At 67.1% G+C, this 12408-nt stretch carries 11 protein-coding genes; 3 read left to right on the top strand and 8 right to left on the bottom strand.

The window, feature by feature from the left end; genetic code table 11:
* Positions 1 to 10: 10 nt before the first annotated feature.
* Together miv_RS24635 and miv_RS24630 are read left to right on the top strand one after the other, a co-directional pair.
* Positions 11 to 988, top strand: a complete 978-nt coding sequence (locus tag miv_RS24635; RefSeq protein ID WP_058618474.1) for an ABC transporter permease — start codon at positions 11 to 13, stop codon at positions 986 to 988.
* Entirely contained in the window at positions 985 to 1908 is a 924-nt protein-coding gene (locus tag miv_RS24630) for a PfkB family carbohydrate kinase (RefSeq protein WP_207179448.1), read from the top strand. The genes miv_RS24635 and miv_RS24630 overlap by 4 nt, the downstream gene beginning before the upstream one ends.
* Positions 1909 to 2114: 206 nt before the next feature.
* Here miv_RS24630 and miv_RS24625 read toward each other — a convergent pair whose 3' ends face one another.
* The 7 genes from miv_RS24625 to miv_RS24595 form a co-directional block, all read right to left on the bottom strand.
* Positions 2115 to 2981, bottom strand: a complete 867-nt coding sequence (locus miv_RS24625) for a flagellin N-terminal helical domain-containing protein (RefSeq protein WP_207179446.1) — start codon at positions 2979 to 2981, stop codon at positions 2115 to 2117.
* Between the two features lie 727 nt (positions 2982 to 3708).
* Positions 3709 to 4575, bottom strand: a complete 867-nt coding sequence (locus miv_RS24620) for a flagellin N-terminal helical domain-containing protein (RefSeq protein ID WP_207179444.1) — start codon at positions 4573 to 4575, stop codon at positions 3709 to 3711.
* 156 nt (positions 4576 to 4731) lie between these two features.
* Positions 4732 to 5988 (bottom strand): glycosyltransferase family 2 protein, encoded by a 1257-nt coding sequence (locus miv_RS24615; protein WP_082172106.1) that lies wholly within the window; start codon positions 5986 to 5988, stop codon positions 4732 to 4734.
* Between the two features lie 75 nt (positions 5989 to 6063).
* Positions 6064 to 6825 (bottom strand): class I SAM-dependent methyltransferase, encoded by a 762-nt coding sequence (locus miv_RS24610; RefSeq protein WP_048427986.1) that lies wholly within the window; start codon positions 6823 to 6825, stop codon positions 6064 to 6066.
* Between the two features lie 275 nt (positions 6826 to 7100).
* Positions 7101 to 8540, bottom strand: coding sequence for a GlcNAc-transferase family protein (locus miv_RS24605; RefSeq protein ID WP_207179442.1), 1440 nt, complete (start codon positions 8538 to 8540; stop codon positions 7101 to 7103).
* A 78-nt stretch (positions 8541 to 8618) separates the two neighbouring features.
* Positions 8619 to 9485, bottom strand: coding sequence for a flagellin N-terminal helical domain-containing protein (locus miv_RS24600; protein WP_048461534.1), 867 nt, complete (start codon positions 9483 to 9485; stop codon positions 8619 to 8621).
* 1325 nt (positions 9486 to 10810) lie between these two features.
* The gene (locus tag miv_RS24595; protein ID WP_048427983.1) at positions 10811 to 11197 is read right to left on the bottom strand and encodes a flagellar biosynthesis repressor FlbT; all 387 of its coding nucleotides are present in this window, start codon (positions 11195 to 11197) and stop codon (positions 10811 to 10813) included.
* Between the two features lie 139 nt (positions 11198 to 11336).
* On the opposite strand from miv_RS24595, the gene miv_RS24590 reads away from it, so the two are divergent.
* Positions 11337 to 11516 (top strand): hypothetical protein, encoded by a 180-nt coding sequence (locus miv_RS24590; protein ID WP_048427982.1) that lies wholly within the window; start codon positions 11337 to 11339, stop codon positions 11514 to 11516.
* 136 nt (positions 11517 to 11652) lie between these two features.
* Here the strand turns inward: miv_RS24590 and miv_RS24585 are convergent, their stop codons facing one another.
* Positions 11653 to 12402, bottom strand: a complete 750-nt coding sequence (locus tag miv_RS24585) for an SDR family oxidoreductase (RefSeq protein ID WP_048427981.1) — start codon at positions 12400 to 12402, stop codon at positions 11653 to 11655.
* Between the last annotated feature and the right edge of the window lie 6 nt (positions 12403 to 12408).

Genomic DNA, 12408 nt, shown 5'->3' with positions numbered 1-12408 from the left:
AGGCCCGCCCATGCTCACCCTGACAGACAAAGCCGCCCCCGCGCCCGGCGCGTCGACGCGCCTGCGCGTGCCGTTGCGCGACTTCGGCACCCTGCTCGGCCTCGTGCTCATCGTCCTGGTCTTCGCGGTCGCGGCCCCGGGCTTCCTGACCGAGCGCAACCTCCTCAACATTCTCCAGCAATCGAGCATCAACGCCTGCGTGGCCCTCGGCATGACGCTGGTGATCGTGTCGGGCGGCATCGACCTCTCGGTCGGCCCGGTCGCGGCGCTCTCGGCGGTGCTCTCGGCGAGCCTGATGGTCGCCGGCGTGCCCCCGGTGCTCGCGGTGCTGGCCGGGCTGGCGCTCGGCGCGGCGTGCGGCGCCGTCAACGGCGCGCTGATCTGCTTTGGCGGCCTCCAGCCCTTCATCGTCACGCTCGGCACGCTGAGCACCTACCGGGCCCTGGCGCTGATCGCGACGGACGGGAACCCGATCTTCGGCGTGCCGCAGAGCTTCCGGGCGCTGGTGAACGGGAATGTCGGCGGAATCCCGATGGCGGTGATCGTGGTGCTGGTCGTGGCGCTCCTCGCCGGGCTGATCCTGCGCAAGACGCCGTTCGGCGAGTACCTCCTGGCGGTCGGCGGCAACGAGGAGGCCGCCCACATCGCCGGCGTGCCGATCGCGCTCACCAAGATCGGCGCCTACATGCTGTCGGGCCTGCTCGCCGCGCTCGCCGCCATGATCCTCGTCGGCCGCCTCGGCGCCGCCGAGCCGATCCTCGGCAATCTCTGGGAGCTCGACGCCATCGCGGCGGCGGCCATCGGCGGCGCCTCGCTGATGGGCGGCAAGGGCAGCATCCTCGGCACGCTCCTCGGTGCGGTCATCCTCGGCGCCATGCGCAACGGGCTGACCCTGATGAACGTGCAGGCCTTCTACCAGCTTCTCGCCACCGGCCTCATCATCCTGCTGGCCATGCTGGTCGACCGTTTCGCCCGGGGGCGCGCATGACCGCGAACAACAAAACCGCGTCGAGCACGGCCGGGCAGGGGACGCAGCCCGAGATCGTCGTGGTCGGCAGCCTGCACTACGACATCACGGTCGACGCCCCGGACCGCCCCCGCAAGGGCGAGACCGTGACCGGCCGGCGCTGGGCCCCGAAATTCGGCGGCAAGGGCGGCAACCAGGCCGCGGCGGCGCAAGGGCAGGGCGTCGCGACCGCGATGGTGGGCGCGGTCGGCGACGACGATTTCGGCCGCGGGCTGCTGGCCGGCCTCGACCGCGCCGGGGTGGACCGCGCCGGGGTCGCAATCCTGCCCGGGACGGGATCGGGCATGAGCGTGGCGATCTTCGACGATGGCGGCGATTACGGCGCGGTCATCGTCTCGGGCGCGAACCTGGCGATCGAGGCCGACCAGATCCCGGATGCCCGGCTCGGGCAGGCGCGGGTGCTGATCCTCCAGAACGAGATCCCGGAGGCGGTCAACGCCGCGGTGGCGCGCCGGGCCCGGCAGCTCGGCCTCACCACGATCCTCAACGCGGCGCCGGCCCGGCCCTTCGCGACCGATCTCCCCGACCACGTCGACATCCTGGTCGTCAACGCGATCGAGGCCGAGATGCTGGGCGGCGGGAGCGTGGAGTCGCTGGCGCAGGCCGCGACGGCCGCCCACGCCCTCAGTGCCCGCTTCGGCCTCGTCGTGGTCACGGCGGGCGGCGACGGCGTCGCCATGGCGGGCGCCGCCACCGCACCCGTGGCGCTGCCGGCCCTGCCGATCACGGTGGTGAGCACCCACGGCGCCGGCGACATGTTCGTCGGCACCTTCGCGGCGCACCTGGCCCGGGGCGACGCCCCCGAGACCGCGTTGCGCGCCGCCAACGCGGCCGCCGCGCGGCTGGTCTCGACGCCGGAGCACGAGCGGGCGGCACTCTGAAGAGGCGCCGCGGGAGCGGACTCCGTCCCCCGGCGGACCGCGAGGCGATCCCGGCACCCGCGCCGGGCGCAACCGTCCCGCGTCGGGCCCGATGGGGTCGCACCGGATCCTCCGGGAATCCGCCCGTCGGTACAGAAAAGGGCCCCGGGTCTTGCGACCCGGGGCCCTTTCGATCGTCGTCCGTCCGGGGCGTCGCCCCGATGGGATCAGCGGAGGAGCTGGAGGACCTGCTGGTCGCGCTGGGTGGCGAGCGACAGGGCGGTCTGGGCGATCTGGCCGCGGGTGTTGAGCGAGCTCAGCTTGGCGCCTTCCTCGTTCAGGTCGGCCAGCGTCAGGTCGCCGGCACCCGCCTTCAGGGTGTTGACCATCGAGGTCGTGAAGGCCTGGCGGGCCGACACGATGGTCTGGCTCGAGCCCAGGCCGCTGGCCTCGATCCGCAGCGTGCTGATCGCCGTGCTCAGCGCCGTCAGGGTGGTCTTGATGCCCGCGTCGCCGACCGTGTCGCTGGCGCCGTTGGTCCAGGTCGAGTTGGCCGCCGTCGCCACGCCGAGGCGCGAGGCGGTCAGGCCGAGCGAGCCGGCGACCGCCGCCGAGCCGTTCGACGACTGGATGACCATGGTCGCGCTGGTCGACTTGGGGTCGAAGGACAGCGAGAGCTTGTCGCCGTTGAGCAGGTTGACGCCGTTGTAGCCCGAGTTCTTCATCAGCTCGTCGACCTGGCTCAACACGGTGTTGAACTGGGTGGCGAGGGTGGCGCGGCGGCTCTGGTCGCTCTCGGCGGCGGCCGACGTGGCGATGCCCTGCGCCGTCTGGAGCAGCTTGGTCATGCCGTCGATGCCGGAGCTGGCGGCGCTGATGGTACGCACGGCCTGCTGCATGTTGTCCTGCAGGCCGGACAGGTCGCCGGCGCGCTGGTTGAGGCTCGCGGCGGCGAAGTAGGACATCGGGTTGTCGAGGGCGGTGTTGACCTTGTTCCCGGTCGCCAGCCGCGTCTGCGACAGGGTCGCTTCGGCAACGGTCTGCTGGATGGTCACCAGGGTATCGCGGACACCCGACGAAAGCGAGACAGGCATGGTTTATCCTTTTGAATTCCAGGAGCACATTTTCGTGCTGACAATGACCCTAGCCCCCGAGTGTTAAGAACGAGCAACGATTGATAGTTAACGATACGTATAATTGCATCGCAGAAATCAAAACGACTCTCGGCCCCTTGCGGTAGCGTTCGATCGAATGATCAGATTAGAACCCGGTAGATGCCAGTTACGCCGACAGGACATCGTATTTGCCGAACGAGCGGAAGCTGAACTGCCCCGGCGAATAGAAATATGCCGGAAATCCCGCCTCCGGCCCGGACATGAAGATGCAACATCGGGCTCGGCCCCAGGACCGCGACAGACCCGATCGATCGACCCGGGCCTGCGGCTGCGCCGCAGCGGGCTCCCGAACGGCCCCAGCGGATCGTTCCGGTAGCGGGAGACGGGCATCGCGGCGGCTTGAGTGCAGCTCGCGAAACGCTCGGTCGCCGTCGGCGCTCGATGGGGAGGCGTCGGCCCAACGGGAGTCTTGTGAGAGACGCCAAACCACGGGGCGCCGCGAGGGGGCAGGGCGCACCGCATCCAAACGGCCGGCACGCCTCCCGGTCGCCATCCCCGCCGACCGTGCCGCGACCGGCGCCGGAGCCGCAGCCGTCCGCGACCCGGCGCGCACCCGACACGGCACGAACGAAAACGGCCCCGGGCATCGTCCTGCCCGGAGCCGCGTTGGGTCATCGTCAGCCGGGCGGGAAGCCGCCCGACGGGATCAGCGGAGGAGCTGGAGGACCTGCTGGTCGCGCTGGGTGGCGAGCGACAGGGCGGTCTGGGCGATCTGGCCGCGGGTGTTGAGCGAGCTCAGCTTGGCGCCTTCCTCGTTCAGGTCGGCCAGCGTCAGGTCGCCGGCACCCGCCTTCAGGGTGTTGACCATCGAGGTCGTGAAGGCCTGGCGGGCCGACACGATGGTCTGGCTCGAGCCGAGGCCGCTGGCCTCGATCCGCAGCGTGCTGATCGCCGTGCTCAGCGCCGTCAGGGTCGTCTTGATGCCCGCGTCGCCGATCGTGTCGCTGGCGCCGTTGGTCCAGGTCGAGTTGGCCGCCGTCGCCACGCCGAGGCGCGAGGCGGTCAGGCCGAGCGAGCCGGCCACCGCCGCCGAACCGTTCGACGACTGGATGACCATGGTCGAGGTCGTCGACTTCGGGTCGAAGGACAGCGAGAGCTTGTCGCCGTTGAGCAGGTTGACGCCGTTGTAGCCCGAGTTCTTCATCAGCTCGTCGACCTGGCTCAACACGGTGTTGAACTGGGTGGCGAGGGTGGCGCGGCGGCTCTGGTCGCTCTCGGCGGCGGCCGACGTGGCGATGCCCTGCGCCGTCTGGAGCAGCTTGGTCATGCCGTCGATGCCGGTGCTGGCGGCCGTGATGGTACGCACGGCCTGCTGCATGTTGTCCTGCAGGCCGGAGAGATCGTCGGCGCGCTGGTTGAGGCTCGCGGCGGCGAAGTAGGACATCGGGTTGTCGAGGGCGGTGTTGACCTTGTTCCCGGTCGCCAGCCGCGTCTGCGACAGGGTCGCTTCGGCAACGGTCTGCTGGATGGTCACCAGGGTATCGCGGACACCCGACGAAAGCGAGACAGGCATGGTTTATCCTTTTGAATGCCGAGAGCACATTTTCGTGCTGACGGAAACCATACTGTTAGATCGTTAAGAAGCCCCAACCAGGCATCGTTAAGAATGTGTTGACGTAACAGTTATTTTGTCTCTGTGTGTTTCTGAATACTACGATCCGGTCGTCGCTTAGGCGCGATAGCGGCGCATGGTGGCGACCAGGTCGACGACCGTCTTGCCGACGAGGGTAGGGGGGCTGCCGAAGGTGATGCAGGCGGTGGCTTCCGCCTCCCGGGTGTCGCCCTCGCACAGGAGCGTGACCTCGGGATCGATCCTGATGACCTCGCGGAAGATCGCGAAGCAGCGCTCGCTCACCACGATGGTGCGGTGGCCGGTACGGACGAGTTCGGTCACGCACGCCTCCATGGCGGCGAGCGAGCACAGTTCCGTAGCAGCGTCCGGCGACAGCGAGCCCGCCCCGTAGGCATCCAGCCGGCACTTGAGGTGCCAGGCATGGAGCCAGTTCCTCGCTCCCGTATGCAGCCTGAGGGCGACGTCCATCCGGATGTTGGTGAAATCCTGGATCCGCTTCATCAGGTCCGGCTGGCCCTGAATCCAGGACGGGTCCTGCCGCCGGGCCGCGGCGGCGAGATGCTCGATGCCGCCCCGGTACTCGTCCCAGCCGAACAGCGTCTCGGTGTTGCCGACATGGCTGTCCTCGCCCCGCGAAATCGCCGTCACGATGGCGTAGGGCTCGGCCGCGAAGACGACGTCGCCGATCTCGAGCGCGTTCGAGAGATGCGAGAAGAAGTGATAGGTCGTCCGGTCGTACGGCCCGGCGATCTCGGCGGCCGCATCCGTCCTGATGATGTACCACTCCGGGAAGACATGGCGCTGCAGGACGAAATCGAGGCAGCGCCCGTGCTCGCCGCGGTAGAAGCGATATTCGCTCTCGACCTCGTACGAGCGACCGGTGATCTTGTTGCCGCTGTGCTCGTCGAGCAGGAACCAGGGCGCCTGCAGCATGACGATCTCGGGATCACGGGCCATCTGCTCGATGTGCTTGAGCAGGCTCTCCCCGATCAGCAGGTCGTCGTTCCCGACATAGACCGTCAGATGGCCCTTCGCCTCCCGCAGGCAGGCGAGGTAGTTCGGGCGGAAACCGACGTTCTTCGCGTTGCGGATCGACCGGATGTGGGGGCACGTCTCGGCCCAGGACCTGACGATGTCCTGCGTGTTGTCCGGGGAGGCGTCGTCGATGACCAGGATCTCGTAGCTGACCCCGATCTCGTCCAGCATCTTGACGTGATGCCGGAAGAACCGGTCGAGGCGCTCGGTCCGCCGGTAGGTCGGCACGACGATCGACACGACGGGGCGCGCGCGATGCGCCTCGGCGGACGCGGGCGAATCCTGCGCGGGGATGGCGGCAGCGAGAGAGTGAGACATGAATCGCCCCGGACCTGGCGGATCGGAATGGACGTGAAGGACGGCGAAAGGGGGTGCCGATCTGGCGACGGGAATTCAGAGCCAGAAGCGGTTGGCGCAGAATTCCGGCGACACCATCTGGCGCGCCTTGATCGGATCGGCCTCGTCGATGAGGCGCGCGACCCCGTAATCGGCGAGATCGACGTTGAGCCACTCTTCGACGATGGCGAAGTAGTTCTTCTGCAGGATGGTGCAGGACGGGTTCAGGTTGGTCAGGAAGACGAGCCCGGTCGGCGCGGCGTCGGTCGCGACGATGCGCAGGTCCGGCCGGTAGCGGCGCAGGATCGGCAGGAGCTTCCAGACGTCGCCCGCCCAGAAATCCGGGTGGGACGACTGGGCCCGCCGCGGATCCGCCATGCTGCGCGCCGTGATGTGGGCGTCGCCCGGCAGGCAATCGTGCAGCACGACGACCGAGTTCGGCCGGCAATGCGCTTCCGTGTGGATCAGGTCGCGGAGCAGGTACTCGAAGCGGTGCATGCCGTCGAGGAACGCGAGGTCGATCGGCGCGCCGAGGATCGCCGTCGGATCGTGGTCCTTGAAGAAGGCGTCGCTGGGCTTCTGGAACAGATGCAGGGCGGGGCAGTTCGCCGGCAGCCCGCCGATCCGGAACTCCGGATCGACCCCGATCGTCGGGCATTGCGACAGCCGCAGGGTGTTGCCGGTGAACACCCCGATCTCGAGATAGGTCGCCGGCCGCAGGTTGCGGTGGATCGCTGTCAAGACCTCGACGTAGTTGATTCCGCCGACCCGCGCGAAGCAGTCTTCGCCGAGCGAGGGTTTGGCCTGGAGGATCTGCATCGCCCGTATCCCGAATCTTGTCTGGATGATATCTTGCAGCTGGATGTGATCGCCCGAGATCGTTCGCTGACGGCATCTCTACCGGCATCGTCGACTACGGTGCGGCGACCTCTACGCCCTGCCGCTCGCGCGCCTTTCTCTCCGGCATCCTCCGACGAGGCATGGGGTACAAGGCATGGGCGACGAGGCATGGGCCCGGTCCGGCGCGGTGTCCGCGGCAGGAGGGAACAGCACGAGCGGCGCCCGATCGCGAGGCGATCGGGCGCCGTGGCCTCTCAGGCGCTGAGCGCGTGCGGGGCCGGTGCCCGGTGTTCGGGCGCTGGTGGCGCCGGGGCGTCCTGCGCGGCGTTGATGTGCTCGACGGCGGCGACGAGGCGCGCGAGCTCCGACACCAGGGCGGCGTGGTCCCAGTTCATGAAGTCCGACTTCAGCTCGAAGCGGCGGGCGAAGACCTCCGCGCCCTTGCGCATCTGGAAGATGTCGGCGAGGTCGGATTTCGCGATCGCCAGCATCGTCTCGACGAGCTCGTCGGAGAGCCGGTCGATGCTCCAGTCCCGCATCGCGATGCGCAGCAGGCGCTCCGTCTCGCTCATCATGGCAGGCGGCGTCTCGCCCTCGGTGTCGAGGCAGGCGACGTTGAACTTCACGATCTCGTGGATGTCCGGGATGTAGCGGGCCCGGAGCGCGTACTCGCTGACCCGCTTGCCGCGAAGGTCGATGCCGGAAAAGTCCTCGTAGGCGGCGAGCGTCCGGACGTCTCCGAGCCCGAACAGGTCGAGATCCTCGGTGTCCCGCGGATGCGTCGAGCGGCCGTGCTTCGTCATATGGTTGAAGCGCATGTAGGCGCGCCGCGTGAAGTCGGCGTTCCGGGCCGCATGGCCGGGATCGAAGTCGTCCTTGCGCTTCAGCGTGTTATTGTGGCGGTACTGGTGCCACATCGTGCGCGTGCGGGCGGAATACACGTCCCAGCCATGGGTGAACAGGCGGATGACATAGGACGCCTCTTCGAGGGCGAAGCACTGGTGCGGGTCGTAGGGCACCTCCCGGATCATCTCGCCGGGCCCGAACACGCCGCCAGCCAGGAGGGATGGAATCCGGAACTGCTCCTCGACCTCCGCGCACGGCCAGATGCCGCTGAAGCGGATGGCGCCGCAATCGAGGAAGGTCCCGGGAATGACGATGCCGGGATACAGGTCGGACAGGATGTCCCCCGGCGACAGGTAGGGGGGCGACCCGAACGAGATCAGCGACTTCTTGCCGGGGCAGCGCTCGAGATCCTCGATGAGCTTGGTGTCCCAGCCCGCCGCGAACATCATGTGGGCGTCGATCTGCAGGACGTAGGCCTCGCCGCGCCACAGGCTCTGGGCGAGGAAGCGCGCCCAGCACACGCCGCGGCTCTCGCGCCAGTCGAAGCGCATCTCGCGGACACGGTCCGCCGGGATCGCGGGCCCCGCCAGATGCGCCAGATCCTCGACGAGATCCATCTGCCGGATGAGGCCGACCGTCACGCGCTCGGGCCGATCGGCCTTGGCGAAGAGGTCGGCGATCGTCTTCTGGCATTCCGGATCGCGGAAGGCCGCGATCGAGACGAAGATGCGGTCGCGGCCCCATGCCGGGTCGTGGACCGCCGGGTCGCCGTCCGCGCGCACGGCGAGCGCGCGCTCGTGATGGCCCTGCAGGTCTTCGTCCTGCAACGGCCGAGCAAGGTGCATCATCGTTGAGCTCGAAGGCTGGCCGCCCGCGACAGATCGCGTGAGGCTGGTGTGCGAAGACGTCGGGTTACGGCGTCGCTCTTACTTCAGGAGCTGCATGACCTGCTGGTCGCGCTGGGTGGCGAGCGACAGGGCGGTCTGGGCGAGCTGGCCGCGGGTGTTGAGCGAGCTCAGCTTGGCGCCTTCCTCGTTCAGGTCGGCCAGCGTCAGGTCGCCCGAGCCGCCCTTCAGCGTGTTGATCATTGAGGTCGTGAAGGCCTGGCGCGCCGACACGATGGTCTGGGTCGAGCCGAGGCCGCTGGCCTCGATCCGCAGCGTCGCGATCGCGGTGCTGAGCTGCGTCAGGGTCGTCTTGATGCCCGCGTCGCCGATCGTGTCGCTGGCGCCGTTGGTCCAGGTCGAGTTGGCCGCCGTCGCCACGCCGAGACGCGAGGCGGTCAGGCCGAGCGAGCCGGCGACGCCCACCGAGCCGGTCGAGGACTGGATGACCATGGTCGAGGTCGTCGACTTGGGGTCGAAGGACAGCGAGAGCTTGTCGCCGTTGAGCAGGTTGGTGCCGTTGTAGCCCGAGTTCTTCATCAGCTCGTCGACCTGGCTCAACACGGTGTTGAACTGGGTGGCGAGGGTGGCGCGGCGGGTCTGGTCGCTCTCCGCGGCGGCCGAGTTGGCAAGGCCCTGCGCCGTCTGGAGCAGCTTGGTCATGCCATCGATGCCGGTGCTCGCGGCCGTGATCGTGCGCACGGCCTGCTGCATGTTGTCCTGCAGGCCGGAGAGGTCGCCGGCGCGCTGATCGAGCGTCGCGGCGGCGAAGTAGTTCAACGGGTTGTCGAGAGCGGAGTTGACCTTCTTACCGGTCGCCAGCCGCGTCTGCGAGATGGTTGCCTCTGCAACGGTCTGCTGGATGGTCACCAGGGTATCGCGGATACCCGAGGAAAGCGCCACAGCCATCGGTCCATTTCCACTTCGTCAAGCCACTTGCGACGTTGTACGCCGTTAATGATTAATGAAACGTTCCCTCCGCCATCCCCGCGCCGTTTCATCGGTGGCTCGAACGCTGGCTGACGTGGATTCCGGCAGAACTCCCGCGAGGAATATATCGCTTGCTGTCTATCGGGATTACCGCAATCACGATCCCGTCGCCCGATAGACATGAACCGAGAGGTCATCGCATTAAGCCGGCAAAAATTATCGCTATCTTTTGCCTGTCTTGCCATTTTATATTGTATATCTTTATATATAATATGAAAATATCAGATTAATTACAAAATGCAATTCGATATAATTTATATCGATATCTATTTTAAATATAAAAAACCGATTTTATCTGTGACAAATCGACGTGTCGACCATCCTTCGTCGCCCGGCCTATGCATCGATGCACAGCATCGATGCATAGGCCGGGAGCAAGATCTGCCCCCTCGCAGCATGATGAGAGAGATCGTCCATGCAGTCCGGACTCGACCGGCGCAGACGTTCGCCTGGATGAACCGTGTTCCACACGAATGCAGGCGGGCCATGGCCTCTGTCCGGGGCGACGTCCGGCACGCACGTTTACTCTTTCGGCCGATTCAGGGGTCGCCGGATCTGTCTCGGAGAATTATATCCGATGGGCTAATCCAGTCGCAAATCCGTGTCGTACCCCGAGGCCGATCGGCGGATGCGCGGTGATCGACGCCGCTCGGCGTGGAGGGAGAGGGGGCGCACCAAAGCGACGTCGGTCGCCAGCATCATGACAGCGGCCAAGTGGCGCGACGGTCGGCGGACGTTCCACCACGAGGCGCCCCGGCATCGGACAACCAACGCCAGGGCGGGCGGAGATCCGGGGCGGGGAGAGCGCTCACGAGAGGGCATGCTCGGTCCGACTCGCGTCCGCCGTCCCGTCGTGTGGCGGGCGTGACCCGGCAACGGCGACCACGCTCGGTCCTCGATCGTGCCGCATCGTCGGCGGCGAAGCGAGATCCGCGTCGTCGGGGGCCGGACTGGCAGCCGGACGGCCTCATACCGCCGGATCGGGCTTATCGCCGGTCGAGGCGGCGCCCGGTGCTCGCCCGCCCGCGATCGACATCGCCGGGACCCGGCCACGGCGCGGAGCGGTCGATGTCGATCCGGCAGCGCGGGAACTGCGTCCGACGGGCGCGAGCGGTAGAACCCGATCGGACGTTCGGTCGCGTGCCACCTCAGGCAGGTCGGCTTCGCTGTGGCGCGTGGAAACGGCGCCGCCCCGCATGGCCCCGGATACGCCGTCTCTAGGAGAATCTGCCGACGGAAGGCTGCTATTCGACCAGTTTCGTCAGGTATTTCTCGTAATTCATGAGATCCTGACCAACCTTGAGCGCCTGATAGTAATCACCATCCTCGATCTTTTTGTGGATTTCGGCGATATACAGACCCATGGTCGGAACGCTGTTCATGATCTCGTTCGCATGAGCTATGAACTCGTTCTCGATCATCAGATCCTTTTCAGTGAGATAGATCGCCTGGAGGATGACATACAATCTCTCACAGGCCGTCTTGGCCTGGCTTTCCGTCAAAATATCTTTTTCACGAAGAAATTTTGCCTTCGTCTCGAAGGTCAGGGATGCACGGCGACTGCCGTTGCGGATCGAGACGTCGCCGATAATCAGCCGTTCGTGCGGTTTGAGGTCGATGCGCAGGGCCATGAAGCAAGCACTTTTGTCCTCATCGTTCAGTGCCGCATTAGTCTGAATTTTTCGCAAACTCCAGGGTGGAGAGCGACGCCGGGGGAGAGGAAACCGCTCAGGGTGTCCCGGAGGCTCCCGGCTGAACGAGGATCGAGGGATGGCGCAGCAGAGAGACCCGTTTCTCGTCAAGGCGCATGGTGCGGCGGGAGCGCAGCCGCGCAACGAAGACGGTTCGCAAGGCCGGGAGATCCCATCGTTCGGCAGCTCAGGTGCGACGTCGGAGATGCCGGCGCACCACTCCGAGCGCGACGATGCCGTCCGGCCGGACCACGGGTGAGCGCGAACGCATCAAGACACCGGAATGGGAGAAGCGCGGCCGGCATCGGACGACAGTGCCCCTCCGCAAGGGGCTTCCGAGATCGCCGCAGCGGCTCGACCGCGCCCCCCGGACGGAAGGCGCGGGTTCGGTCACGTCACACCGTCCGCCCCCCGTCGATCGGCATCTCCACGCCCGTGATGAACTCCGCCTCGTCGGAGGCCAGGAACAACGCCACGTTGGCGATGTCGGACGCCCGCGACATCCGCCCCAGCGGGATCGTCGCGACGAACTTCGCCCGGTTCTCCGGCGTGTCGGGCACGCCCATGAAAGCCTCCAGCAGGCCGGTCTCGCCCATCACCGGGCAGAGCGCGTTGACGCGGATCTTCCACGGCGCCAGCTCGACGGCCAGCGACTTCGACATCAGGTTCACCGCCCCCTTCGAGGCGTTGTACCAGGTCAGGCCGGGACGGGGCCGGATGCCGGCGGTCGAGCCGACGTTCAGGATCACGCCGCCGCCATTGTCGCGCATCGCGGGCGCCAGCGCCCGGACGAAGTGGAAGATCGACTTCACGTTGACCCGGAAGACCCGGTCGAAGGCCTCCTCGTCGACCTCCATCAGCGGCTGGTTGCGGTGGGTGGTGCCGGCGTTGTTGACCAGGATGTGGGGCGTGCCGAAGGCCTCGGTGGTGCGCGCGACCGCCGCCGCGACATCCGCGGCGCTGCCGACATCCGCCGCGATGGCGATGGCGGATTCGCCGATCTCGGCCGCCACCCGCTCGGCGGCATCGCCCCGCAGGTCGAGCACCGCGACCTTGGCGCCCTCCGCGGCGTAGCGCTTGGCGATGCCCTCGCCGAAGCCGCCGCCGGCGCCGGTGACGATCGCGACCTTGCCGTTGAGCCTCATTGAAAA

The sequence above is a fragment of the Methylobacterium indicum genome, assembly GCF_017347565.1.
Taxonomy (GTDB): Bacteria; Pseudomonadota; Alphaproteobacteria; order Rhizobiales; family Beijerinckiaceae; genus Methylobacterium; species Methylobacterium indicum.
The sequence above is the reverse complement of the archived record's forward strand: the minus strand, read 5'-3'. Positions and strand labels throughout refer to the sequence as shown.